The 26094-nt window shown below is 66.7% G+C and carries 21 protein-coding genes and 1 pseudogene; 10 read left to right on the plus strand and 12 right to left on the minus strand.

What is annotated here, in order from left to right; translation table 11 throughout:
• The first annotated feature begins 40 nt into the window (after positions 1-40).
• From BLU62_RS24625 to BLU62_RS24640, 4 genes are all read left to right on the plus strand, one after another.
• Positions 41-1660, plus strand: coding sequence for an ABC transporter substrate-binding protein (locus BLU62_RS24625; protein WP_074852472.1), 1620 nt, complete (start codon positions 41-43; stop codon positions 1658-1660).
• Positions 1657-2568 (plus strand): ABC transporter ATP-binding protein, encoded by a 912-nt coding sequence (locus BLU62_RS24630; protein WP_074852473.1) that lies wholly within the window; start codon positions 1657-1659, stop codon positions 2566-2568. The genes BLU62_RS24625 and BLU62_RS24630 overlap by 4 nt, the downstream gene beginning before the upstream one ends.
• The gene (locus tag BLU62_RS24635; RefSeq protein WP_074852474.1) at positions 2565-3338 is read left to right on the plus strand and encodes an ABC transporter ATP-binding protein; all 774 of its coding nucleotides are present in this window, start codon (positions 2565-2567) and stop codon (positions 3336-3338) included. Before BLU62_RS24630 ends, BLU62_RS24635 begins: the two co-directional genes overlap by 4 nt.
• 74 nt (positions 3339-3412) lie before the next feature.
• A complete protein-coding gene (locus BLU62_RS24640) occupies positions 3413-4747 on the plus strand; it encodes an NtaA/DmoA family FMN-dependent monooxygenase (protein ID WP_074852475.1) in 1335 nt (444 codons plus the stop codon).
• Positions 4748-4830: 83 nt separating this feature from the next.
• Here the strand turns inward: BLU62_RS24640 and BLU62_RS34000 are convergent, their stop codons facing one another.
• From BLU62_RS34000 to BLU62_RS24650, 3 genes and pseudogenes are all read right to left on the minus strand, one after another.
• A complete protein-coding gene (locus BLU62_RS34000; RefSeq protein ID WP_244278394.1) occupies positions 4831-5043 on the minus strand; it encodes an oxygenase MpaB family protein in 213 nt (70 codons plus the stop codon).
• A gap of 74 nt (positions 5044-5117) precedes the next feature.
• Positions 5118-5426, minus strand: a pseudogene (locus BLU62_RS34975) (oxygenase MpaB family protein); the annotation flags it as partial.
• Positions 5348-6259, minus strand: coding sequence for an esterase/lipase family protein (locus BLU62_RS24650; protein ID WP_244278313.1), 912 nt, complete (start codon positions 6257-6259; stop codon positions 5348-5350). The pseudogene BLU62_RS34975 and the gene BLU62_RS24650, both read right to left, overlap by 79 nt.
• 344 nt (positions 6260-6603) lie before the next feature.
• Here BLU62_RS24650 and BLU62_RS24655 point away from each other — a divergent pair, with 344 nt between their 5' ends.
• The gene (locus tag BLU62_RS24655; RefSeq protein ID WP_074852477.1) at positions 6604-8250 is read left to right on the plus strand and encodes an acyl-CoA synthetase; all 1647 of its coding nucleotides are present in this window, start codon (positions 6604-6606) and stop codon (positions 8248-8250) included.
• Positions 8251-8440: 190 nt separating this feature from the next.
• Here BLU62_RS24655 and BLU62_RS24660 read toward each other — a convergent pair whose 3' ends face one another.
• The 5 genes from BLU62_RS24660 to BLU62_RS24680 form a co-directional block, all read right to left on the minus strand.
• A complete protein-coding gene (locus BLU62_RS24660; protein ID WP_074852478.1) occupies positions 8441-9736 on the minus strand; it encodes a competence/damage-inducible protein A in 1296 nt (431 codons plus the stop codon).
• A gap of 359 nt (positions 9737-10095) precedes the next feature.
• Positions 10096-11628: a catalase gene (locus tag BLU62_RS24665; protein WP_074852479.1), complete on the minus strand. Its 1533-nt coding sequence runs from the start codon at positions 11626-11628 to the stop codon at positions 10096-10098.
• A gap of 95 nt (positions 11629-11723) precedes the next feature.
• On the minus strand, positions 11724-12929 hold the full coding sequence (locus BLU62_RS24670) for a CaiB/BaiF CoA transferase family protein (protein WP_425284610.1): 1206 nt from the start codon (positions 12927-12929) through the stop codon (positions 11724-11726).
• An 84-nt stretch (positions 12930-13013) separates the two neighbouring features.
• Positions 13014-14708 carry an MDR family MFS transporter gene (locus BLU62_RS24675; protein ID WP_074852480.1) on the minus strand — a complete coding sequence of 565 codons (1695 nt, stop codon included), beginning with the start codon at positions 14706-14708 and terminating at the stop codon, positions 13014-13016.
• A 260-nt stretch (positions 14709-14968) separates the two neighbouring features.
• Positions 14969-15475 carry a MarR family winged helix-turn-helix transcriptional regulator gene (locus tag BLU62_RS24680; protein ID WP_074852481.1) on the minus strand — a complete coding sequence of 169 codons (507 nt, stop codon included), beginning with the start codon at positions 15473-15475 and terminating at the stop codon, positions 14969-14971.
• 209 nt (positions 15476-15684) lie between these two features.
• On the opposite strand from BLU62_RS24680, the gene BLU62_RS24685 reads away from it, so the two are divergent.
• Positions 15685-16083, plus strand: a complete 399-nt coding sequence (locus BLU62_RS24685; RefSeq protein WP_244278314.1) for a DUF5313 domain-containing protein — start codon at positions 15685-15687, stop codon at positions 16081-16083.
• 30 nt (positions 16084-16113) lie between these two features.
• Here BLU62_RS24685 and BLU62_RS24690 read toward each other — a convergent pair whose 3' ends face one another.
• On the minus strand, positions 16114-16950 hold the full coding sequence (locus BLU62_RS24690) for an SDR family oxidoreductase (RefSeq protein WP_074852482.1): 837 nt from the start codon (positions 16948-16950) through the stop codon (positions 16114-16116).
• Between the two features lie 443 nt (positions 16951-17393).
• On the opposite strand from BLU62_RS24690, the gene BLU62_RS24695 reads away from it, so the two are divergent.
• On the plus strand, positions 17394-19004 hold the full coding sequence (locus tag BLU62_RS24695) for a GMC oxidoreductase (RefSeq protein WP_074852483.1): 1611 nt from the start codon (positions 17394-17396) through the stop codon (positions 19002-19004).
• Between the two features lie 213 nt (positions 19005-19217).
• Here BLU62_RS24695 and BLU62_RS24700 read toward each other — a convergent pair whose 3' ends face one another.
• The gene (locus BLU62_RS24700) at positions 19218-19862 is read right to left on the minus strand and encodes a TetR/AcrR family transcriptional regulator (RefSeq protein ID WP_074852484.1); all 645 of its coding nucleotides are present in this window, start codon (positions 19860-19862) and stop codon (positions 19218-19220) included.
• Between the two features lie 210 nt (positions 19863-20072).
• On the opposite strand from BLU62_RS24700, the gene BLU62_RS24705 reads away from it, so the two are divergent.
• A complete protein-coding gene (locus BLU62_RS24705; RefSeq protein WP_074852485.1) occupies positions 20073-22085 on the plus strand; it encodes an OPT family oligopeptide transporter in 2013 nt (670 codons plus the stop codon).
• A gap of 18 nt (positions 22086-22103) precedes the next feature.
• Here the strand turns inward: BLU62_RS24705 and BLU62_RS24710 are convergent, their stop codons facing one another.
• Positions 22104-23417 (minus strand): aspartate aminotransferase family protein, encoded by a 1314-nt coding sequence (locus tag BLU62_RS24710; protein ID WP_074853259.1) that lies wholly within the window; start codon positions 23415-23417, stop codon positions 22104-22106.
• Positions 23418-23546: 129 nt separating this feature from the next.
• Here BLU62_RS24710 and BLU62_RS24715 point away from each other — a divergent pair, with 129 nt between their 5' ends.
• On the plus strand, positions 23547-24164 hold the full coding sequence (locus BLU62_RS24715; protein ID WP_074852486.1) for a maleylpyruvate isomerase family mycothiol-dependent enzyme: 618 nt from the start codon (positions 23547-23549) through the stop codon (positions 24162-24164).
• A 3-nt stretch (positions 24165-24167) separates the two neighbouring features.
• Here BLU62_RS24715 and BLU62_RS24720 read toward each other — a convergent pair whose 3' ends face one another.
• The gene (locus BLU62_RS24720) at positions 24168-24737 is read right to left on the minus strand and encodes a type 1 glutamine amidotransferase domain-containing protein (protein WP_074852487.1); all 570 of its coding nucleotides are present in this window, start codon (positions 24735-24737) and stop codon (positions 24168-24170) included.
• A 229-nt stretch (positions 24738-24966) separates the two neighbouring features.
• Between BLU62_RS24720 and BLU62_RS24725 the strand changes: the two genes are divergently transcribed.
• On the plus strand, positions 24967-26079 hold the full coding sequence (locus BLU62_RS24725; RefSeq protein WP_074852488.1) for an alpha/beta hydrolase: 1113 nt from the start codon (positions 24967-24969) through the stop codon (positions 26077-26079).
• Positions 26080-26094 lie beyond the last annotated feature (15 nt).

Consider the following 26094-nt stretch of genomic DNA (forward strand, 5'->3'; position numbering starts at 1 on the left):
TCACTCTCACAACCCTTCCCAGAACGGAGTCATCGATCTCATGAAACGTCTGTCCACCATGGTGAGCGGAACCGCGCTCGCCCTCGCCGTCGCACTCACACTCAGTGCGTGCGGTGGCGGGTCGTCGAACAATTCCGCCGAGGGCGGCGTGGTCATCGTGACCGCGGCCCAGCCCCCGAGCTTCAGCTACGAGACGAGCGCAACCGGTTACGAGGCCGCGGAGTTCTTCCTGAACACCGGCGCCACACTCATCCGCAACCCGTACATCGCGGGATCGGACGGGCTCTCGGCACACCAGGAACTCTTCAAGTTCGAGCCGGTGCTGGCCAAGAGCTATGAGGTGAGCCCCGATGGCAAGGTCTACACCTTCCACCTCAACACCGAGGCCAAGAGCGCCGCGGGTAACGCCCTCGACGCCGACGACGTGATCTTTTCGTTCAAGCGCAAGTTCGAGGTCGACACCAGCATCGTGTCGTTCGTCAGTGCCCCGGTGATCACCTCGCCCGACCAGGTCAAGAAGGTCGACGACGCCACCGTCACCATCTCCATCGCCGATCCTTCGCACGGCTTCACGCTGCTGTCGCTGCTGGCCAACACCCCGTACGCCATCTATGACTCCGAGGTGCTGACGGCGAACGCCACCGCGGACGACCCGTACGGTGTCGAGTACTCGAAGACCAACGCGGACTTCGGCTTCGGGGCATACAAGCTGAGCAGCTACACCCCCGGCCAGCAGATGGTCTACGAGGCCAACCCCGGGTACGCCCTCGGTGAGCCCGAGGTCAAGCGCGTCGTCCAGCGCGTCGTCGCCGACGCCGGCCAGCGGTCGAACCTCGTCAAGAGCGGCGATGCATCTGTCGCCACCCAGCTGCGTCCTGCAGACCAGGTCGCCCTGCGCGATGCGAACGCCGCCCAGATCTTCACCGTGCCGAGCAACGCCTATGTCTACGTGCCGCTGACCACCACCATGGCTCCGTTCGACAACGTCGAGGTCCGCCGCGCGTTCTCCTACGCAGTCCCGTACGACGCGATCATGAAAGACGTCTACAAGGGCCGGCTGGGTCCGATCTCGTCGATCCTCAACGACACGCTTCCCGACTACAACGGCAGCGGACTGAAGAGCAACACCACCGATCCGGCGAAGTCGCTGGAGATCCTGCGCAACGCCGGAATCACCACACCCGTCAACTTCGAGCTGACCGTCAACAACGCCGTCCCGGACCTCAAGGAGACCGCGGTTCAGATCCAGACCGCGGCTCGTGCAGCCGGATTCGAGGTCACGCTCAACGAGGTGAACTCGGCCGTGTTCCAGGAGGGGCTCGCCAACAAGACCTTCCAGGCGTCGATGGGCCGTGACTACGCGGTTGTGCAGTCCCCGCCCTACGTGCTGTCGCTGTTCTACACCCCGGGTTCTCCCATCAACTGGCCGGACTTCGACTACGCGCCGCTGAACAATGCGGTCGCAGCGGGCAATTCCTCCGGCGAGCCGCTCACCCCGGCCGCATGGGGCAAGTGGAATGAGGCCGAGCGAATCCTGCAGGACCAGATGCCGACCGTGTACATCGGCTATGTGCAGCCGCTCAACGCATTTGCCAACGGTGTCGAGGGCTACGTCTTCCGCACCGACAGCGTGATCGACTACTCGGTGCTGAAGCCATGACCGCGCTGACCGAGGACACCACGGCGGCCGTCGGTGATGCAGAGAGCGACATGACGGGCAGCAACGTCACGAGCAACGGCCCGGTCCTCGAGGTCACCGATCTGACCATCCGTTACGGCGGGGTGGAGAAGATCCACCCGACCTCGTTCACGATCGGGCGGCGCGAGCGGGTCGCGATCGTCGGCGAGTCCGGCTCGGGGAAGTCGAGCATCGCCAACGCACTCGGCGGGTTCATCCCGCCGGGTGTGGGCGAGGTGTCGGCGGCGACGTTGTCGCTGTCGGGCCGCTCGCTGCTGGCAGAGAAGGCTCAGCAGATTCCGGCTCGGCGCCAGGGGATCTCGATGATCTTCCAAGATGCGATGAGCTCACTCGATCCGATCTGGTCGGTGGGCAGCCAACTGATGGCCGTTCTACCGAAGAGCAGGTACGGATCACGGAAAGACCGTGCGGCGGCAGCCGAGGCCTGCCTGGAGCAGGTCGGCATCGTCGAACCCCGTCGGGTGATGTCGTCGGTGCCGGGGCAGCTCTCGGGAGGTATGCGTCAGCGCGTCATGATGGCCATCGCGCTGGCCTCCGAGCCCGAACTGCTCATCGCGGACGAGCCGACGAGCGCCCTCGACGCATCGCTGGCGGTATCGGTGATGGAGCTGATGACCAGCCTGACACTCCAGAACGGGGCGTCGCTGGTCTTCATCACCCACGACATCGCCCTGGCGCGTCGCTTCGCCGACAAGGTTCTGGTCATGCAGGCAGGCAACGTCGTGGAGACCATCGCGGCTGCGGACCTCGATCACGCCACCCACCCGTACACGCGGGGACTGCTGGAATGCATGCCCACGCTGAGTTCCGCTCAGCTGGACCGCCTTCCGACCCTCGACACGGTGATGAGAGAGGAGACCGCAGCATGAGCACGATCATCGAGGTCGTCGACGTGCACAAGCAGTACGGGCGAAAGGTGACCGCCGTCGGCGGTGTGACCACCAAGTTGGAGAGTGGCCGCGCAACCGGTATCGTCGGCGAAAGCGGTTCCGGCAAGTCCACTCTCGGCAAGATGATCGTCGGACTCACCGCGCCGACGTCGGGGCAGATCCTGGTCGACGGCCGCGATCTCTCCCGGCTGCTCGAGCGGCGTCCCGGCCGTCTCGAGTACCGCCGCAAGGTGCAGCTCGTGGCCCAGGACACCACGACGACGTTCGATCCGCGTCGAGTCGTCCGCGAGGCGATCCGACGCCCCGCGCAGATCCTCGGCGGGCTGGACGAGAAGGCGGCGGACGCCGCCGTGGACGCCATCATCGACGAACTCGGTATCGCACCCGAACTCGTCGAACGGTTTCCGCACCAGCTCTCCGGCGGTCAGCGGCAACGGCTTTCGATCGCACGTGCACTCGTCGTCGGTCCGGACATCCTCGTCTGCGACGAGGCGGTGAGCGCGCTCGACGTGTCCGCGCAGGCGGTGGTCCTGAACCTGCTCAAGGGCTACGTGAAGACGCATTCGCTCGGCCTGGTCTTCATCTCGCACGGCCTGCCGGCCACCGCGTTCATCACCGACGACCTGCTGGTGATGAACCGCGGCAAGGTCGTCGAGTCCGGCGAGACGATGGCGATCCTCGACGCGCCGTCGAACGACTACACGCAGACCCTCATCGGCGCCTACCAGGCCATGGAAGCTGCGGCCTGACCCGCTGACTCGCCAGGCCGATCCGGCCGGCAGACAACACATCACACAACCATTTCTCACGACAGGAGATCGCAATGTTCCACATGGGTTGGTTCCTCGGAGACGGCTTCGGCATTCACCCCTGGAGCCCGACGAACGGCGACGGTCCGTGGACCGGCACCAACCACCTGGACTGGATGAAGCCCGACATCCACGTCGACATGGCCAGGAGCCTCGAGCGTGCCGGGTTCGACTACATCCTCATCGAGGACACCTCGATGGTCGAGGACTCCTACAAGAACTCCGCCGAGACCTCACTGCGTCGCGGCTTCATGGCCCCCAAGAACGATCCGCTGCCGCTGGTCCCGCTGATGACCCAGCAGACCAAGCACATCGGCATCATCCCGACCGTCTCGACCATCCAGTACCCGCCGTTCCTGGCTGCCCGCGCCTTCACCACGCTGGATCACCTCACCGAGGGTCGTGTGGGCATGAACGTGGTCACCAGCGTCACCGACCGCGTCGCCCAGAACTTCGGTTACGAAAGGCATCTCGAGCACGACGAGCGCTACGAGATGGCGATGGAGTGGATCGACGTCGTCAAGGCATTGCAGAACTCGTGGGAGGACGGCGCCGTCATCGCCGACCCCTACGCCGGCGTCTACGCAGACCACACCAAGGTCAATCCGATCGAGTTCGTGGGTAAGTACTTCAAGTGCCGTGGCCCGCTGAACACGATCCCGGGTCCGCAGCGCGACGTGCCGGTGTGCTCGGCCGGCAGCTCGGAGCTCGGTCGCGTGCTCGCCGCCAACTACGACGACACCCAGATCGCCATCGTCAAGGACGCCGCGGACGCAAAGACGTACCGCGAGAACATCCGTGCCCGAGCCGCTGCCGCCGGACGCAACCCCGACGACATCAAGATCCTCTTCATCGCGACCCCGACCATCGCGGCCACCGATGCCGAAGCCCAGGCTGCTTACGAAGCGGCCCAGGCGTTCCGGAAGACGGACAAGGCCATCGAGTACAACCTGTGGAACATGTCCTACACCTCGGGTGGTCGCATCGACTTCGGTGCCATCGATCCCGATACCCGTGTGGGCGACATCGACCTCAGCAAGCAGAACGGCGAATACACTTCGATCGCCGGACTGTTCGGCGGTCGCGAGGACGAGACGCTGCGTGAGGTCGTCGCGAGCAGCTTCCAGGTGAAGGACATGGGCCTCATCGGCTCACCGTCCACCATCGCGGACAAGATGGGCGAGATCATGGAAGAGGCCGGCGGCGACGGCTTCCTGTTCTACCTGCCCACCACCCGCATGAACCTGGCCATGATCTCCGACGGCCTGGCTCCGGAGCTGCGTCGTCGCGGCCTCATCCGCGAGGAGTACACCGGCTCGACCCTGAAGGAGAACCTGCGCGCCTTCTGATCGGAAAACACTGTGCCCCGCATGCCTCGGTGTGCGGGGGCACAGCGTTCTCGTCGATGTGCGGGATGCAGTGTGGTTGTCGCCTATCTGTAGGCGGCCCGGGCGTGAGGAACCATGCGGATGGCCTTGGGCAGGCGCGGGATGATCAGCCTCGACTGCAGCGAGATCAGGCGGAACAGGAAGCGACGGCCGGCGCCCCAGTCGATGCCGAGCAGTTCGCGGAGTTCCGGTGTGAGGAGCCCTGCGGTGACCGTGGACAGGACAGACCGGCCACGGGACGCACCGTCGTGTTCCACACGATCGCATGCCGTAGGACCGGGATGTGCGGTGGCGGCTTGGGAGCCGTCACCACACCGAAGACCCGATCGGTCATGTCCGAACGCTCGAGCCTGGTACGGGTCATCTCGTCGAACCAGATGCAGAAGGTCTCCCAGTCCTCGGGCATGTCCTGCTCGCGGACGCCGTACATGTGGCCGACCTGACGCATCTCGAGATAGAACTGTTCGATCTAGCCCGGCTTCCAGCCCCGGCCGAGTTCCTTCTGCTGGGTGTAGATCCCGTGCGCCAGAATCGCGTGAACCCAGTGGAATGCTTCGGGATTCAGCGAACTCCAGCGCGAGCCGTCGGGGTTCTGCCCCTTGATGTCGCGAACGCCATCGCATTTCGCACGTGACGCCAGGTGCGCTCACTGAAGTTGATCGACAGATGTTCGGACAGATCGACCGGGCAGTCGTCCTGCAGAAGGATGTTCGTGACGTTGTCGCCCTCGAGGAAGCCGTTCGTGAACGGCGTCGCGATCTCGTCGTATTTGGTGACGATCGTCGTGTAGTGCGGGCCCGGCTTGGTGTCGCCGTTGCCGTAGACCTTCCGGACGAGATCGGAGTACTGGGCCTGCTGGGCGAAGGCGGGGAAGAGTGCCTTGAAGATGTCGTAGCCGACCGGTCCGAACGGCGGGATGAAATACCGCACGTACGTGAGCATGTCGCCGGTGGAGCCGTGGTTGCCGGGCGCGATGCCGATGACCTTGTCGACCTTCTTGTCGCCGCCGAGGAAGTCGATGTAGTAGTGCGGGAGCAGCCCGCCACCCTGCGACCAGCCGACCAGGTCGACCTTCTTCGCGCCGGTGCGGCGCATGATCTGATCGATCTTGCGCGAGATCTCGCGGGCCGACCCCTCGATGTCGGCGAGGCCCTGGATGGGGAAGCTGGGGATCGGCGTGATGTTGCCGTAGTTGAACGTGTAGACGCAGTACCCGCGGTTGGCGAGATAGGGGGCGCCGGCACTGTAGGCCCACTGCGTGGTGGCCGTGGCGTTCAGCAGGATCACCGGGTTGGGGCGTTCCTTCGTCAGCTTGCACGACGGGTCGTTGGCGCCCGGCGGAGACCAGTGGGCGTCCAGCGTCTGGTTGAGCACGTTCGGGATCGCGGACCGGAAGTCCCAGGACACGGGGTACTTCTTCGACGGCGCGGCCTCGGCCGTGCCCACCCCGGCGACGCCCAAGGTCGCTGTCATCGTGCATGCCACCGCAGCGGTGACGATCGTCGTCAACCGTCGAAAACTGAAAATGTTCCTCCACTCTCGATCTGGAGACAGATGTTGTCAGAGTTGTCGCGATTTGGCAACGAATGAGTTAACCGATCGTCGCGGTTCGACCCGGCCGCCGCCGAGGCGTCCCCCAGTATCGACGACAGCTGCTGGGGCCCAGCTGATTTCGGCGAATCGGGCATTGGCGGGGAGTCCGCGCCCTACTCTGGCACCTGCATCGGCCATGGTGACGCCCGTGACCAACGTTGCGTCACCCTCGAGCCGACCCCGTGGGCGCGGACAGCGGCTCCGGCCGCGAAAGGTGGGTGGACATGGTCTCGGTGACCGGTGTGGTGGGAACTGCCGTCGAACAGGTGCAGGACGCCGTCGGGGCGTTCAAGGTGCTCAAGCGTTCGGGACTGCTGGATCCCACGCGGCCCAAGGAGCTCCTGACAACGGTCAAGCGCGCGAAGATCATCGGACCGTGCGCCTCGGTGGTGGCGCACGGTGCGGACGAGTATCCGGACGCGGGTGCGGTTGCCGACGAACGCGGCGAACTGACCTACGGCGAACTGAACGCCAACGCCAACGCGCTGGCCAACCATCTGTTGGCCGCCGGCATCGAGCGGGGCTCGGTGATCGGCGTCATCGCCCGCGATCATCGAGGCCTGCTGACCACGATGAGTGCCGCCGGCAAAGCCGTTCTGCGGCTGGCGATGATGAACACCGGATTCGGCAAGACCCAGTTCGTCGAGGTCGCCGAACGCGAGAAGATCGTCGCGATGCTCTATGACGAGGAGTTCACCGACCTCGCCGATGCCCTCCCTGCCGATACCCTCAGGATCGTCACCTGGGTCGACGGTGAGCGTCCGGTCCCCGAGGGCGTTCGAACCCTCGACGACATCGTCGACGGTGGGGACACGTCCACGCCCGCGGAACCGGATGAGTGGGCCGGACTCGTGATCCTCACCAGCGGCACGACCGGTCTGCCCAAAGGAGCGCAACGCTCGAAGTTGTCGCCGTTCTCCAGCGCACTCCTGCTCGACCGCATCCCGTTCCCGCAGCGCGGCACGATGGTGATCGTCTCGCCGATCTTCCACTCCACCGGGTTCGCCCTCTGGGGTGTGGGGGCGGCTCTGGGCAACAAGGCCGTCGTGATGCGACGGTTCGACCCGGAGAAGACCCTGGCCGCGCTCGCCGAGCACAAGGCGGAGGTCCTGGTCGCGGTGCCGACGATGCTCCACCGCATGGTGGCCCTCGGTCCCGACGTCATCAAGAAGTACGACACGTCCGCACTGCGAATCGTCGTGATCGCGGGATCGGCCCTCTCGCCAACGCTTTCGGAAGCCGTCCAGGACACCTTCGGTGACGTCCTCTACAACCTCTACGGGTCGACGGAGGTGGCCGTGGCCTCGGTCGCGCAGCCGAAGGAACTGCGGCTCGCCCCGGGCACGGTGGGCCGGGCGCCGGTCACGAGCCGTCTCGCCCTGTTCGACGACGAGGGTCGACGGATCTCCGGAACCAACATCCGCGGAAGGCTTTTCGTCCGCAACGGCGCGCCCTTCGAGGGATACACCGACGGGCGGAACAAGGAGGTCATCGACGGGTACATGTCCACCGGCGACATGGCGCGGTTCGACGAGCACGGCCTGCTGCACATCGACGGCCGCGACGACGACATGATCGTCTCCGGCGGTGAGAACGTCTACCCGCTCGAGGTGGAGAACCTGCTCGCCGAACACCCCGACATCGACGACGTCGCGGTGATCGGCGTGGACGACGACGAGTTCGGAAAACGGTTGCGGGCGTTCATCGTTTCCGCTCCGCATGCGAATCCGACGCCGGAGGACATCAAGGCCCACGTGAAGGCGCACCTCGCCCGGTACAAGGTGCCGCGGGACGTCGTGTTCGTCGAGGAACTACCACGCAACCCCACCGGCAAGCTCGTCCGCCGGCAGTTGCCGACCGGGCCGCTGTAGGTTTCGACGGGCTCAACCGGCAGGGGGACAGCTCAACCGGCTGCGGGGTCTCTTCTCAGCCGTGCGACCACCAGGTGACCACGCTCGTTGAGCCGGTAGCGAGCGCCAGCGAGCCACCGCGTCGAAACGACGAGCAACCGCCACACAGGGGCCGCTCCACCAGTAGCAGGGGACAAGTCAACAAGGGAGGTCAACTGGCGTCGGAGTCTCTTCTCAGCTGTCCGACGACCAGGTGCAACGCGGCGGTGGTGGTGAGGGACCGGACCCGTTCCCGGTCACCGGGGAAGCGTCGCGTGATCGTGTAGGTGGGTCGTCCCTCGATCGCGACGCCGAAACAGACGGTGCCGACCGGCTTGGCCTCGGTCCCGCCGTCCGGCCCGGCGATGCCGGTGGTCGAGACCGCGACGTCGGACTTCAGGCGGCGGCGCGCTCCCTCGGCCATCGCGGCGGCGACCTCTTCGCTGACCGCGCCGTGCGAGGCGATCAATTCGGCGGGGACGTCGATCAGATCGGACTTCGCATCGTTGGAGTACGACACGACGCCGCCCATGACGTAGGCGGAGGACCCGGGGCGATCGGTCAGCCGTGCCGCGATTAGTCCGCCGGTGCAGGATTCCGCGGTGGCGATCAGCCGGCCGTCGAGGGTGGCGATCAGCTGATCCTCGATGGTCGAGCCGTCGGTCGAGAAGATCTGTCGCCCATGGTGTTCGGTGAGGAACGCCAGCAGCTCGCCGTAGGTTGCGGAGTCGTCGGCGGCGAAGCGGGTGACCATGTCGAGTTCCCCGCGTCGTAGGCACGTGGTGATCTCGAGGGCGTCGAAGCCGGCGACCGATTCCTCTGCGCGACGCAGCGTCTCGGCGAGTTCGGCCTCGTGCAGGCCGTAGGCCCGGATGGTCTCCTGCTGAAGGTCGTCGGCGCGGGACAGCACGTCGGCAACCGCAGGTGAGGCGATGGCGGTCGGCCACATCGCCTGCAGCTCGCCGGGTGGGCCGGGAAGGATCAGGATCGTGGGAAGAGGCTGGTCTCCGGCTGTCGCGGGGATGGCGACGCCCGGTGCCGTGCCGGTGGGTGGAATCGCGGTGGCGCCGGCGGGAACACAGGCCTGCTTACGGATGCCGATGCGGGTGGGGCCCTCGTCGAGATCGACGGTGTCGGGGCGCCAGCGTCGGATGACGCCGGCGATGTGTTTCTCGAGGGCCCGGTCGAGGTGGACGTCGCGTCCGCAGAACTCGGCGACCGTCGCCACCGTCAGATCGTCGGCGGTGGGGCCGAGGCCGCCACTGGTGACGATGAGATCGACCTGCTGGTTGGCGAGGAACCGCAGCTGCGCGGTGAGGTCGGCGGGCCGGTCTCCGCAGATCGTGATGTGGGCGACGTCGACGCCGAGTTCGAGCAGTTGCTCGGACAGCCACGGGCCGTTCTGGTCGGTGATCCGCCCGGTCAGTACCTCGGTCCCGGTCACGATGATGCCTGCGCGCACACTCACGGGGTCGAGCCTAGTCGGCGACGGACCAGCGGCGGTGTCTCCCGCAACTCGAAGAGCCTGGCGAGTTCGGCTCACCAGGCCCTTCGAGGCTCGTCGCTATCGCTCCTCGCACCTCTGGGAGCGGGGGGTCGTGCTGTCGCTCCTCGCACCTCTGGGAGCGGGGGGTCGTGCTGTCGCTCCTCGCACCTCAGGGAGCGGGGGTCGTGCTGTCGCTCCTCGCACCTCAGGGGCGGGGGGTCGTGCTGTCGCTCCTCGCACCTCAGGGGTCGGGGGGTCGTGCTGTCGCTCCTCGCACCTCAGGGGGCGGGGGGTCGTGCTGTCGCTCCTCGCACCTCAGGGAGCGGGGGTCGCGTTGAGGGTCAGGCTTTTTCGGCCTTGGCCTTCTCCTGCATCGACGACCGGGCGGGGTTGCCCTGATCGTCCTTCTTGGGATCGGACTCGTCCTTCTTCTCGGTCACGCCGGACTTGATGCGGGCACCGATGTCGGGATCGACGCGGCTCCAGTACTCGAACGCGCGCTGCAGCACGGGTTCGGAGACACCGTTGAGGAGATGGCCGACGACGTTGTCGACGAAACGCTCTCGCGCGTCGTCGTCGAACACCTCGCGGACCATCGTGCCGGCCTGTCCCCAGTCGTCGTCCTCGGGGTGATCGACGTAGGCGCTCCGCAGGATCTCACCGTTGGCCGCCCACTGTGGTTCTCCCTGACCGGGATACAGCGCAGAGGGGCCGCCCTTGGAGTTCGGCGCGTAGACCGGGTCGGTCACGTTGTGGATACGCATCGCGCCGTCCTTGGAGTACGAGTGGACCTCGTTCTTCGGCGCGTTCACCGGGATCTGCTTGTAGTTGCCGCCGAGGCGGTGCCGGTGGGCGTCGGCGTAGGAGAACACCCGTCCGAGCAGCATCCGGTCGGGGCTGAAGCCGATGCCGGGCACGACGTTGTTGGGCTCGAAGGCGACCTGCTCGATCTGTGTGTGGTGATCGACCGGGTTGGTGTGCAGCGTCATCTTGCCGACGTCGATCAGCGGATAGTCGCCGTGCGGCCACACCTTGGTCAGGTCGAACGGGTTGAAGCGGTAGCTCACCGCGTCGTCGAACGGCATGAGCTGGACCTTGAGCGTCCAGCTCGGGTGGTTGCCCGCATCGATGTTCTCGAAGAGATCCCGGGTGTGGAAATCGGTGTCGGCGGCAGCCATCTGGTCCGCCTCGTGCTGCGTCAGGTGTTCCACGCCCTGGTCGGACTTGAAATGGTATTTGACCCAGTGCTTCACGCCCTCGGCGTTGACCCACAGATAGGTGTGCGAGCTGTAGCCGTTCATGTGGCGCCACGTCTTCGGGATGCCGCGGTCGCCCATCAGCCAGGTGACCTGGTGTGCGGACTCGGGTGAGAGCGTCCAGAAGTCCCACTGCATGTCGTGGTCGCGAAGATTGTTGTCCTGGCGCCGTTTCTGGGAACGGATGAAGTGCTGGAACTTCATCGGGTCCTTGACGAAGAAGATCGGCCTGTTGTTGCCGACCATGTCGTAGATGCCTTCGGACGTATAGAACTTCAGCGCGAAACCGCGCGGGTCACGCCAGGTGTCAGGGCTACCCCGTTCGCCGGCCACGGTCGAGAACCGTGCCACCATCTCGGTTTTGACGCCGGGCTGGAACAGCGCGGCGCTGGTGTAGGCCGAGACGTCCTCGGTGGTCTCGAACGTTCCGAATGCGCCGCTGCCCTTGGCATGTGGCTGTCGTTCGGGGATTCGTTCGCGGTTGAACTGGGCCATCTGCTCGATCAGATAGTGATCGTGCAGGACGATCGGTCCTCCGGCGCCCACCGTCAGAGAGTGTTCGTCACTCCCGGCCGGCGCACCCGAGTCCCGGGTTGTGTACAGCGAATCGTCGGACATATCGCCTCCGAGAGGTCGTCGTATCCGTGCAGGAGAAATGCGCGACCCGAGGGCTGCAGGTCCGCTCCGCCGATCCTACGCCGAGCTGATGATCGTCAGGGCTGCTCGTCCGTGCCGATGCCGAACTCGCGGAGCACCGCGTCGGTGTGTTCGCCGAGGGCGGGCACGGCTCCCATCGCCAACTCGACGTCGTCGAAGGTCATCGGCGGCAGCACGGCCTTGATCGGTCCGACCTCGGTGTCGACGTCACGCCAGCGGTCGCGTTCGCTGAGTTGAGGATGCTCCACCACGGCCTCGAGGTCGCGGATCTCGGCGGCGGGCACTCCGGCGTCGGCGAGCCGGCGGTCGAGTTCGTCGGTGGTGAACCGCTTGGTCTCCGCGGCGATGATGGCGTCGACCTCCGCCCGGCGAGAGACACGTTCGATGTTGGTCTTGTACCGAGCGTCTTCGGCGAGATCGGGGCGCTCGAGCACGACGCGGGTCAGTGTGTCCCAGCCGCGGTCGTTCTGGACGCCGATGAGGATGGTCCCGTCCTGCGTGGGGTACTTGTCGTACGGCACGATCGCCGCGTGGCCGAGGCCCACCCGCGCGATCTGGCGGCCGCCGTAGAGCCGCATGTACATGGGGTGGCCCATCCACTCGACCGTGGCGTCGAACATCGACACCGACACCCGCGCGCCGACCCCGGTGGTCGCCCGGCGGAACAGTGCCGAGAGCACCGAGGTGAGTGCGTACATGCCGGCGGCGATGTCGGAGGACGGGATGCCGGTCTTGGTCATGTCCTCGGGGGTGCCGGTCACCGAGATCAGGCCGGTCTCGGCCTGCACGAGCATGTCGTAGGCCTTGCGGTCGCGGTACGGACCGGCGTCGCCGTATCCGGACATGTCGATGACGATCAGCTCGGGATGGTCGGCGCGCAGGACGTCGGCGCCGAGTCCGAGCCGGGCCGCGGCTCCGGGCGCGAGATTCTGCAGGAAGACGTCCGCCCCGGCGATCAGAGTCTTGATCGCGTCGCGGCCGGCGTCGCTCTTGAGGTCGAGTTCGACCGATTCCTTACCCCGGTTCAGCCAGACGAAATGCGAACCCGCCCCGCCGCGCACCGCGGAGTCGTACTGCCGGGCGAAGTCCCCCTCGCCGACGCGCTCCACCTTGATCACCCGTGCGCCCAGATCGGCGAGGTGTCGGGTGGCCAAGGGGGCGGCGACGGCCTGCTCGAGGGCGACGACGGTGATGCCCTCGAGCGGCAGCGGGGCAGTGTCCGCGGAGCGCGGCAGCGGGGCAGCGCCCGCGGAGCGCGGCAGCGGGGCGTGGCTGTCCGGGGTGGGCGACTGGTCCGAATTCACCGGCCAAGGATCACCCGCGCCCGTCCGGTTCGTCAACGAGGGTCAGGACCTACGGTCGAGCGGTTCCGCGACGGGATCGATGACGGCCCGGCGTCCGAGCGCGCCCTCATCCGTGTCGCCGAAGGTCTCGCCCGCGATGACCTGGGCGAACTCCTCGTCGGTGGAGGCGATTGCCGCCTCGGCGGCGCGTCGCTGGTCCTCGCCGCTGAGGGTGTTGAGCGCGACCTCCTTGATGAAGAGGACCGCGATCGTGCCGACGATGGCCATCGCCATCGAGACGAGGAAGATCCGGGCCGTTCCGTCGCCGTAGGCGCCGCGGACGATCGCCGCGATGGGCGCCGGCAGTTCGTTGAGATTGGACAGACCCGCGCCGCCGCCGGAGCCGGTCTGCGTGATGCCGATGGCGCGCAGACCCTGACCGATGAGGTCGGTGACGTGGTTCGACAGCACCGCGCCCAGTACCGACACGCCGGCCGCACCACCGAGCGACCGGAAGAAGGTCACGGTCGAGGTGGCTGCACCGAGGTTCTTCGGCTCGACGGTGTTCTGCACCGCGAGGACCAGATTCTGCATGGTCATGCCCATGCCGAGGCCGAGCGCGAACAGGTAGCCGCTGAGCACGGCCATGTTGGTGTGGGCGTCGATCGTCGCCAGGAGGCCGAAACCGACCGCCATCACGATCGAGCCGGCGACCAGGTAGTTCTTCCAGCGACCGTACTTGGTGATGAGACGTCCGGACAGGGTCGCCGAGACCACCGAGCCGAACACCATCGGCAGGGTCAGCAGGCCGGCCGCAGTGGGCGAGTAGCCGCGGGCGATCTGGAAGTACTGGCCCAGGAACACCGCGCCACCGAACAGCGCCACACCGACGGCGATGCTGGCGATGGTCGCGAGGGTGGTCGTGCGCTCCTTGAACAGGTGCAGCGGGATGATCGGATCCTTGGCCTTGGACTCCACCCACACCGCGGCGGCGAGCAGGATGAGACCGAGCGCGACGAGGCCGAAGGACATGGCCGAGACCCAGTCGAAGTTCTTGCCGGCGAGGGTGACCCAGATCAGGATGGCGCTGACGCCCGCCGAGATGAGCAGTGCGCCGGCGTAGTCGATGTACACCTTGCGCCGGATGACCGGCAGGTTCAGGGTGCGCTGCACGACGACCATGGCGATGACGGCCAGCGGGACGCACACGTAGAACGTCCAGCGCCAGCCGAGCCAGCTCGTGTCGACGATGACGCCGCCCATCAGCGGTCCGGCGACGGTCGCGATCGACATGACGCCGGCGATGGCGCCTTGGTAGCGGCCGCGCTCACGCGGGCTGAACATCGACGCGATGACGATCATGACCAGCGACTGCATGCCGCCGAGGCCGAGGCCCTGGATCACGCGGAAGCCGATCAGCATCGAGACCGACGTCGAGAGGCCGGCGAGCACCGAGCCGAGGGTGAAGACGCCGAGCGACAGCTGGACGAGCAGCTTCTTGCTGAAGACGTCGGAGAGCTTGCCCCAGATCGGGGTGGCGGCTGTCGACGCGAGCAGGGTCGCGGTCACGACCCACGTGTACTGATCCTGGGTGCCGTGCAGCTCGGTGATGATCGTCGGTAGCGCGTTGGACACGATCGTGGCCGAGGTCAGTGCGACGAACATGCCGAGCAGCAGCCCGACGAGCGCGTTGATGCGCTGTTTGTGGGTCATCGGGGTGTCGTCGACGGATTCCACGCGTGGCGGGGACGTTGTCATACGGGAGTTCCTCCGGGTCGTGCGTGCGCCGTGGAGACGGAGCCGGGTGGGCGACCACGGAACATCGACGAGAAGATTCGTCGACCTCGTGGACACAGGCGCCGAGAAGGCTGGTGGAAACAGGGGTCCGGCAAAGGCCGCCGCCCGTTTAGTTGAATGCTGCAACTATAGGACGTGAAAGGTGTAACGCGCAACTATCGCGTTTATTCCCCGCCGGGCGACGAATGGTGCAGAACCCCGTTGCCGGGGTGTGCGGGTCGTCAGGAATTCGGGTCGACGACCGGGTCGTTGGTCGCCTCGCCGAGCCGGTGAAGCAGACGCGTGAGGGTGCGGATGTCGTCCGGGTCCCACTGGGCGAGACGGGCGCGCCACTCGGAGACGGCCGAGGCGAGGACGGCGTCGACGCGTTCGCGGCCGTGATCGGTCAGCGTGATCACCCGGGCCCGCGCATCGCGGGGGTCGGGGTGCCGCTCGGCGAGTCCGAGCCGGACGACGGCGTCGATCTGGCGCGTGACCGTCGACTTCTCCATCCCGACGGCGCTGACCAAATCGGACATCGGCATCGAGTTGTGTCGTGCGAGCACGGATATGAGCGGATAGCACGACGGGTCGAGACGGCTGTCGATCTCTCGGGCCCGCAGACGCGTACGGATTCGGCCGCGTCGCCAGAAGTCGGTGAGCTCGGCTTCCAGACCGCCGATGGCATCGGGGCCGATGGGGTCGGGGTCTGTCGGGTGGGACGCGGCGTTCTCCGGGTCCGAGCTCATGATCGGGGGAGTCCTTTCGCCGGTACGCCGTGCCGAGTCGCGGTCAGACTACCGACCGCGGAGGGGCCGAGCACACGCAGCCATGACCTGAATGACCGATTCTCAGGTGCTGGTCGGTGGGTGCCCGGCCAGGTGCGGCTCGACGTGTAGAAGTGTGGCCTGCGTCAACATACTTGGGAGTCGGCTCCCGGTTGGGGCACGATCGAGGAGTGAGCACCACACAACGCACCACACCGAACGCCTGGGAGTACATCAAGTACTGCTACTGGGCGCCCCTGCCGAAGTCGATGACCGCCTGGGTCGAGAACGACCTCGCGGGACCCGGGGCCTCGGGGCGGATGGTCGTGCGTTGGGCCATTCCCTGCATCATTCTCCTGAGCCCGATGCTGTTCGTCCCGGCGGACTGGGGCGTTCGGATCATCATGACGATGCCGATCCTCATCGCCTACCTGTTCTTCTCGGTCGCGCTGAACCGCGTGTACCGCCGTCACCGGCTGGCCCAGCACGGACTGAACCCCGACCTGATCAACCGGCTCGAACGTGAGAAGAACTCCGACCTCTACGACGAATACCACCGCAAGTACCGCGGCGAGCATCGTCGTCGCTGATTTCGATACGGCTTGTCCCGCGTATCGAGGTCAGTACAGGTAGTCCTCGCCACTCGCGCGGACGGTCACGTCGGACAGGCTGATGCCCCAGGGCTGGTCGATGACGTGGACGACGGCCTCGGCGAGGTCCTCCGGAGTGATGAGCCAGTACTTGATCGAGTCCGCGTCGGTCAGCTCGGGCGGTAGTTCGCCCTGCAGCATCTGGGTGATGTGTTCCTTGTACGACGACACGCGCTGGCCGACGATGCCGCGGATCGCGCGGTCGTTGACGATCCAGCTCGCGAGGTTGGTGCCGGCGACACCGGTGGGTTTGACCGTGGTGACCTTGATCTTGCCCTTCGCCTCGATCCGCAGCGAATCCGACAGCATGGTGACCGCGGCCTTCGTCGCGCTGTAGACCCCGGACCCCTCGAAGCCGCCGTTGCCGTAGATCGACGCGATGTTGACGACCTGTCCGCGGCCCTGCGCGATCATCTGGTCGTAGACGGCGGAGATGCCGTTCACGACGCCTTTGATGTGGATGTCGATGGCCTTGTGCCACTTCTCCCAAGCGCGTTCGTGATCGGCGAAGAACGCGAGAGGCATGACGCCGGCGTTGTTGACGATGACGTCGATCGCCCCGAACCTCTCTACGGCGAGCGTTGCGGCCGCGCGCATCTGCTCCATGTCGGTCACGTCGGCGACCTGACCGACCGCCGATCCGCCTGCGGCGGCGATGCCGTCGACAACAGCGGTCAGGCCCTCGGCGTCGATGTCCACGCCGACGACACGTGCGCCGCGTGCCGCGCACTTCTCGGCGATGACCTTGCCGAATCCACCACCGGCTCCGGTGATGATGATGGTCTTGTCCTGCAGGTGATCTGACATACGTTTCCCCCGGCCGCGTTGTGGTCGGGCCATCCTAGCAACGGGTGGAGATTCGGTGATCTGGTCGTGACCCGTCCACGGTGTGCACCCCTCTGCACACCGTGGCCGAGGTGACGCATAACTCGAGAGGCCGGATCCTCGGCCTGCTCGGAAGACCGTCCCGGTCGATCGTCCGCTGTGGGATCTGTGGTGTAGACCCGTCTCGCTAGATTCAGTCACATGACTCAGGATCTGTCAAGCGTGCCGCGCGGCGGACTTCGAATCGGGGTCGAAATCCATTGTTGCCCTTGACACGGCGATGGTCGATGCCAAAGTCTTCTTCGGGCGGGCGCTTCCCACGCGGAGGCCCGTTGTTCTCCCGCTCGCGGCCGTTCCCTTCGGTGACCGTGAGTTCCCCAGCACGTCTGCGCGAGACCTCCTCGCGCACTGATGACAGGAGATCCATGTCCGGGGCGAACCCAACGAGACGTACCTTCCTCAAGGCCGCGGCGGTCACCGCAGCCGGCGCGGCGAGCGCGGTCGCGGTGTCCGCGAACGGAACTCCGACGGCGTCGTCGGTGCCGGGCCGTCGTGTCCGCCGCACGCGTGAGGAACATCGGGTGGTGGTCGTCGGCTCCGGTTTCGGTGGAGGTGTCTCGGCGCTCCGCCTGGCGCAGGCCGGCGTGCCCGTCCTGATGCTCGAACGCGGCAAGCGGTGGCCGACCGGACCCAATGCGGAGACCTTCCCGCGGGCGTCGAACCCCGACAAGCGCATGCTCTGGCACGAGTCCACCCCGAACCTGTTCGGCAAGCCGCTGAGCGTCGAACCCTATGTGGGACTGTTCGAATCGGTGGCGGGTGCGAACATGACGGCGTTGTGCCCCACCGGGCTCGGTGGCGGATCGCTGGTCTACCAGGGCATGACATTGCAGCCGAGCGAGGCGGTGTTCAACGAGCACTTCCCCAATGCGCTCGACTGGGAGCTGATGAACCGGGTGCACTATCCGCGGGTCGCACAGATGCTCAAGGTCGCGGTGGCGCCGGACTCACTCGTGCGTTCGCCGGAGTACCTGGCGCCGCGACAGTTCGCCAAACGTGTTCGCGCCGTGGGTCTCCCACTGCAGAAGATCCCGATGCCCATCGACTGGGGATACGCCGAGGCGGAACTGCGCGGCGAGATGAAGCCGGCCTTCTCCAACGGTGACGGTTCCATCGGCGTGAACAACGGCGGCAAGCACAGCGTCGACGTCACGTACATCCGGCAGGCAGAGGCCACCGGGCTGGTGACGGTGCGGATACTGCACACCGTCCGGCAGGTCAGCAGGCGAAAGGACGGCAAGTGGTCCCTCGACGTCGAGCGGACCGACGAGACCGGAAAGGTGCTGGAGCACAAGGAGATCGTCACCAGGACACTCATCATGGCGGCCGGTAGCGTCAACACCACCAAGCTTCTCGTGCGGGCCCGCGCGGCCGGCACGATCACCGACCTGCCCGACGACCTCGGCCGCGGGTGGGGCACCAACGCGGACCGCATCTACACCTGGACCAGCCCGAGCATCGATTTCGGTGCGGTGCAAGGAGGTCCGGTCGTGTACGGCAGTCCCAACTGGAGTGATCCCAAGAGCGCCTTCACCGTCATCCAGGCGTCTCTGCCCCCGCTGCCGGTCTACGCGGGTACCACGATGCTGGTGGGCTTCGGCGTCAGCTCGGGGCGCGGCGTCATCTCCTACGACTCCGCGGCACGCGATGCGATCATCAAGTGGCCGCACGAGGGTGACTCGGAGATCCAGACCAAACACATCGACCGCACGGTGCGCAAGATCGCCGGCCCGGATGCGATTCTCACCGACACCAACGCCGTCTTCCCGTCGACCTGGCATGCGCTGGGCGGGGCCAACATGGGCACGGTGTGCGACCTCGAGGGGCGCGTCAAGGGGCAGCCCGGGCTCTACGTCCTCGACGGTGCGCTCATGCCGGGCAACACCGCGGCCTGCAATCCGTCGATGACGATCGCCGCGGTGGCCGAACGCGCACTCGACCACATCGTCGCCAAGGATGTGGGCACCACGATCTGACAGGCGAGGGGGCCTTTCGAGGCTCGCTTCGCTCGCACCTCAAGGAGCGGGGGGTGGCGCTTCGCTCGCACCTCAAGGAGCGGGGGGTGGCGCTTTGCTCGCACCTCAAGGAGCGGGGGGCGTGGGGCGCTTCGCTCGCACCTCAAGGAGCGGGGGGTGGGGCGCTTCGCTCGCACCTCGAGGAGCGGGGGGTGGCGGTTCGGACCTCGCGCCTCAGGGGGCGAGGGGGGTGACCGGCGCGAGCCACATACCGGTGAGCGAATCGACGACGATCTCGCACCGGTGCTCCCAGGGCGTGACCGGGTGGTCACCGGCCTCGGCGGCGCGTTCGATGTCGGCGAGCGTGTTCACGATGATGTGGCGCGTCATGTTGTTGCGGATCTCGAGGACGTCGCCGGGGAATTCCGGCAAAGCGCTGTAGAAGCCCTCGAGGATCGCCAGCAGCGGCTCGGACTCGCCCATCTGCTCGTACAGCAGGACGGTGGTGGCCGGGTCGCTGGAGACATTCGCGAAGAATCGGGCGAAATACGTCGGGGCGCCGAGCTCGCCGAGGTACTCGATCTCCGGACACACCAGGCATCGAATCCAGTCGCGGACCTGCGGGTGCGGCCCGATCTCGTCGAGGGCTTTCTGGCGGAGTCGATCGATGGGGATGTTGTGCGTGGTGAGGGTGGCCCGGATCAGGTCGTCCTTGGAACCGAAGTGATGGCCGACCGCATAGTTGTTGCCCTGACCGGCGGCCTTGCTGATCTGCCGACTCGAGACAGCTGACACGCCGTGCAGCGCGATCAGCTCCTCCGCCGCGCCGATCAGCGCCTGGCGGGTACGGGCAGACTGCTCCGTCTTCCCCTCGGTCATGGATAGATCATGCCCTACCGTCGCCGGTGCCCGGCGCCGGGTTTTGGGACCCGTTCCCGGGCGTTCCGACCCGCGAGTCGACCCGGCCCGAACGGACCGAGTTTGCACGGAGCGGACTGCCCGGACCTAAGGTGGATCGACTGTACTCAAGTGAATACGGTTCGCGTCCAGGCAGGGCGGGAGCCTTTCACGCCTGTGTGAGGGGACCTGATGGCGACGACGCCCACGGCCACGGCAAGTCTGCGGGAACTGACGCTGCGAGGAATCATCCTCGGCGGCATCATCACGCTCATCTTCACCGCGGCCAACGTCTATCTCGGTCTCAAGGTCGGGCTCACGTTCGCCACGGCCATCCCGGCGGCCGTCATCTCGATGAGCATCCTGCGGTACTTCGCCAACCACTCGGTGGTGGAGAACAACATCGTCCAGACCATCGCGTCGGCGGCCGGCACACTGTCGGCGATCATCTTCGTGATCCCCGGTCTGGTGATGATCGGGTGGTGGACGGGATTCCCGTACTGGATCACCGTCGCCGTCTGCGCGATCGGCGGCATCCTCGGCGTCATGTACTCGATCCCGCTGCGCCGCGCACTCGTCACGGGATCGGACCTGCCATATCCGGAAGGCGTTGCGGCAGCCGAGGTCCTGAAGGTCGGCGATTCGGCCGGCGGTGCGACGGAGAACAAGGCCGGTCTCCGCACCATCGTCATCGGCTCGATCGCGTCGGCCGGCTTCGCGCTGCTGACGAAGCTGAAGCTGCTGAGCGACTCGATCACCGCGACGATCAAGGTGGGAGCGGGCGGCACGCTGTTCAGTGCCGGACTCTCGATGTCGCTCATCGGTATCGGTCACCTCGTCGGCGTCACCGTCGGCGTCGCGATGCTCGTCGGACTGCTCATCTCCTACGGCGTCCTGCTGCCCTTCGAGAGCCAGAACCAGGGAGAGGCAGGAGAGTCGCTGAGCGACATCGTCTCCGCCGTCTTCGCCAACGACGTGCGACTCATCGGTGCGGGTGCCATCGCGATCGCCGCGATCTGGACCCTCATCAAGGTGATGGGACCCATCGCCCGCGGGATCAAGGGCTCCCTCGCATCGTCGCGGTCACGTCGCGAGGGCGTGAGCGTCGACATCACCGAGCGCGACATCCCGTTCAACATCGTCGGCGGCAGCATCCTCGTGCTGCTCATCCCGATCGGCCTGCTCCTGTGGGACTTCGTGCACGACACGGTCCTCGAGGGCAGTGCCACCGGGATCATCGTGGTGAGCATCGTCTTCGTCTTCGTCATCGGCTTGGCGGTGGCCGCGGTCTGCGGTTACATGGCCGGTCTCATCGGGTCGTCGAACTCCCCGATCTCCGGCGTCGGCATCTTGGTGGTCCTCATCGCCGCGCTCCTCATCAAGGCGACCTTCGGGACCGCGGACCCCTCGCAGACCGATGCGCTGATCGCTTACACGTTGTTCACCGCAGCGGTGGTCTTCGGTGTCGCGACGATCTCCAACGACAACCTGCAGGACCTCAAGACCGGTCAGTTGGTCGGCGCGACACCGTGGAAACAGCAGGTGGCGTTGGTGATCGGCGTACTCTTCGGTTCGGCGATCATCCCGCCGATCCTCGGCCTGATGTATGACGTCTTCGGCTTCGTCGGCGCTCCCGGTGCAGGTCCCGACGCGCTGGCCGCACCGCAGGCGGGTCTGCTGTCGACCCTGGCCAAGGGTGTGCTCGGCGCCGATCTCAACTGGGGTCTCATCGGGATCGGCGCCCTCATCGGTGCGGTCGTCATCCTCATCGACGAATTACTCGGTCGCGCAGGGAAGTTCCGGTTGCCCCCGCTCGCGGTGGGCATGGGTATGTACCTGCCGATGTCGGTCACCCTCATCATCCCGGTGGGCGCGTTCCTCGGACACTTCTACAACCGCTGGGCCGAACGAAGCGGTGGCGCAGTCGAACACAAGAAGCGCATGGGTGTGCTGCTCGCGACCGGCCTGATCGTCGGTGAGGCACTCTTCGGCGTCGTCTTCGCGGGCATCGTCGCCGCCACCGGCGACGACTCGGTACTCGCCATCGTCGGCGACGGCTTCGAGACCTGGGCGCAGATCCTCGGCGTCATCGTGTTCGCCGGCGTGGTCGCCCTTCTCTATGACCGCATCGCCAAGCTCGCCGCCGCCAGCGGCGTCGTGCCGGCCGAGTCCGACGACACGACCGGGACCGGACCGAAGGCCTGACCCCGGCTCAGCCGTCGATCAGCTTGCCGCCGAGGCGCATTCGGTGATCGCGGTGTCGAGGATGTCGAGGCCGGTGCGGATCTCGTCGTCGGAGGCGGTCAGTGGTGGTGCGATGCGGAAGATGCCGCCCATGCCGGGCAGCTGGACGACGTTCATGTGGAGACCGAGCTCGAAGCACCGTGCCGTCACGGCAGCGCCGAGTCGGTCGGCGCCTTGCTTGGTTTCGCGGTCGGTGACGAGTTCGATGCCCTGCATGAGTCCTCGACCGCGCACGTCGCCCACGCAGTCGTGCCGGTCCCGGAGTTCGAGCAGTCCGGTGCGCAGGACCGAACCCGCCTGTGACGCACGGGTATCGAGGCCGTCGCGCTGCAGGACGTCGAGTACCGTCACACCGACCGCCGCGACCAGCGGGTCGGATACGTGGGTGGTGAAGAAGAGATAGCCGCGTTCGTGGGCAGCCTGCTCGATCTCGGTGGTCGTGATGACCGCGGCGAGGGGGAGGCCGGCGCCGAGAGTCTTGGACAACGTGAGGATGTCGGGCACGATGCCGTCGCGTTCGAAGGCGTACCAGGAACCCGTGCGGCACAGACCGGTCTGCGCCTCGTCGACGATCAGCAGCATCCCGCGCTCCTCGCATTTGCGTTTGAGCGCAGCGAAATAGCCGGCCGGCGGCTCGATCACGCCGCCGGAGGACAGGATCGGCTCGACGATGCACGCCGCGAGTGACCCGGTCGACTGTGCATCGATGAGCTCGAAACCGAAGTCGAGCTGACGCTGCCAGTCGAGGGTGCCATCGGGATGGGTGAAATCGGGTCGATAGGGGTTGGGCGTCGGCAGGGCGAAATTGCCGGGGGCGACCGGGCCGTAGCCGGTCCGGCCTGCACTGTAGGTCGACGCCGCCGCGGCATGTGTCATGCCGTGCCACGACCTCGCGAAGGACACGATCTCGTGTTTGCCGGTGACGAGCTTGGCCATCCGGATCGCCGCCTCGTTGGACTCCGCGCCGGTGCTCAGCAGCAGCACCTTGTCGAGGGCCTCGGGCAGGGTGTCCGAGAGGCGGGCCGACAGTTCCAGAACCGGGGGCGAGATCATCCCGCTGAACAGGTGATCGAGCTCGCCGATCTGCCGGGTGACGGTCGCGACGATGTCGGGATGGGAATGGCCGAGGATCGCCGACATCTGACCCGAGGTGAAGTCGAGGAGCTTTCGGCCGCCGGCGGTGTGGACCCAGCTGCCCGACGCCCGGACGATCACCTCCGGCGAGAACTGGCCGCCGTAGCGGACGAGATTGCGGGTGTCGACGCCGGTGGTGCTGTCGGGCTGGGTGGTCATGACCATCACGGTACGAGTGGCGTCCGTCCGTCGCGCGTCCAGACCGCGCGGATGGTGACCTCGCACACCGTGTCCCGCGTCGATATCGTGTGACTCGCGGTCGGTTTCCGGGACGGAGCAGGGGACACCATGGCAGACGAGCACCAGTTGAGCAGAGAGATCGACGACTACGTCGCGGGCGCCGAGCATTTCTTGCACCTGGTCGCCGAGGTGAGCCCGGAACAGTGGGACCGGCCGGGACTGGGGGACTGGACGGTACGTTCCCTGGTCGGGCACACGAGCCGATCGCTGACGACGGTCGCCGACTACCTCGCCGAACCCGAACCCGAGGACATCGAGATCGATTCGGTGGCAGGGTATTACACCCGGATTCGAGGTCTGGCATCGTCGCCGGAGGTGACGGCCCGCGGCGTAGCTGCCGGCGTCGACCTGGGTGACGACGTGCTCCGGTCGGCCACCGAACGGCGGGACCGCGCGGTCGCGGCGATCACCGGCGTCGCCGACCGGCCGGTCGCCACCCCGTGGGGTGGAATCCTGCTGTCGAACTACCTGCCGACGAGAACCTTCGAGCTGGCCGTCCACGGCCTCGACATCGCACGCGCGATCGGATCGACGTCGACGCTGCCGCGGGTGGTACTAGCTTCCGCTCTGACGACGGCGGTGCAAGCGGCCGAGCTCACCGGGCAGGGGGACCGGGCGTTGCTGATCCTCACCGGGAGAGAACAGGGTCCGATCTCGGTGGTGTGAACGTCAGCTCGGGACCCGGCTGTGGGCGAACTCGGCGACGATCGCCGCGTTGAACGCCGGGAGGTCGTCGGGCTTGCGGCTGGTGATCAGCACGTTGTCGCCGCCCCGGCAGGTGACAACCTCTTCGTCGACCCAGTTGCCGCCGGCGTTGATGACGTCGGTCTTGACGCTGGGGAACGAGGTCAGCGTGCGGCCGCGCACGACGTCGGCCTCGATGAGCGTCCACGGCGCGTGACAGATCGCGGCGACGGGTTTGCCCGCCTCGAAGAAGCCGCGCACGAAGCGCACGGCCGGGGCCGACGCGCGCAGGAAGTCGGGGTTGGCGACGCCGCCGGGAAGCACGAGGGCGTCGAAGTCGGCGATGCGGGCGTCCTCGAGCGTCATGTCGACCGGGAAGGTGTCGGCCTTGTCGAGATGGTCGAAGGCCTGCACGGTGCCGGATTCGGTGGACACCAGGACGGGTTTGCCGCCGCAAGCCTCGATCGACTTCCAGGGTTCGGTGAGTTCGACCTGTTCGGCGCCCTCGGTGGCGACCAGGAAAGCGACGGTGACGTTGTTGAGTTCTTCGGCCATGGTGTCTCCTCCTCGTACGCACGGGCGGTCAGGGATGTGGCAGCGCCGGTGCGGGCTGATCGGTCCGACCGCGTCTTGATCGCCGGCACCCGGCCGGAGCCGTGATGCCTCGATCCGGACATACCCACCCGCGCTCGGCCCCAACCATGTCGCGTGCCGAGGCCCCGTGTTGAATGGCCTGCGATCGCGCGCTCGCGGGGTGCGGATGATGTTCGAGGGGAGAGCTGTCATGGGTGGTCTCGACGGCGTCGCGACGCTGGTTCACCTCGCACGGGGTGGGGAGATCGGGGAGTCGCACGAAACCCCGCACACCGTGATCGTGGACGAGCCGCATCGGCAGGTGCGGCGGTATGGCACGGCCGGGCAGCTGACGTCGTCCCGCGAGGCGTCGACGCGGCCGGTGCTGCTCGTCCCGCCGCTGGCGGTGTCGACGGACTGCTACGACCTCGCCCCGGGCCTGAGTGTGGTGGAGTACCTCCTGTCGACCGGTCGGGTGCCCTACGTCGTCGACTTCGGGGACATGACCCGCGACGATCGACATCTGGGCTTCGCAGATTTCTTCGCCGACATCGTGCCCGGCGCGATCGCCGCGACCCTCACGGACTTCGATGCCCGGCAGTCGACCGGCGAGGGGATCGACCTGCTCAGCTGGAGTCTCGGCGGCACGATCTCGTTCCTCACCGTGGCCGCCGACCCGGGCCTGCCGGTGCGGTCGATCACGGCGGTCGGAACCCCGCTCGACTACGACCGGGTCCGGCCGTATCCGCTGGTGAAGACGCTGATGCGCCCAATCGGTGCCAAGCCGGTATCGCTCGCACTCCGGACCCTGGGCGGCATCCCGGCGCCGCTCGTGCGGACCGCCTACCGGGCGACGGCCTGGCAGCGGGAACTCAGGAAACCGGGGTACATCATCCGCAACGCCGACGACACCGAGGCGTTGACCAGGATGAAGGCCATCGACCGCTTCCAGGAGACGATGCCCGGCTATCCGGGCAAGGCGTCGGAGCAGATGTGGGAGAACTTCATCATGCGGGGCGAGCTGGCCCGCGGCGTCCTGACCTTCGACGACGTCACCGTCGACCTGTCGAAGGTTGCGGTACCGGTGCAGCTGTTCGGCAGCCACCGCGACGCCATCGTCAGCTGGGCGGCGGCCCACCACGGCGTCGACCTGTTCACCGGGTCGCCGAGGGTCGAGTTCACGACAGTGGAGACCAGCCACCTCGGGCTCATCGCCGGGTCTGCGGCCGTCGAGCAGACCTGGCCGCGGATCGACGAGTTCCTGAGCAGCCTGGACGGGGACGAGTCGAAGATGAAGAAACCTTCATCTTCGACTCATCGATGACTCACCGGAGGCCGA

The organism is Gordonia westfalica (genome assembly GCF_900105725.1).
Lineage (GTDB): Bacteria > Actinomycetota > Actinomycetes > Mycobacteriales > Mycobacteriaceae > Gordonia > Gordonia westfalica.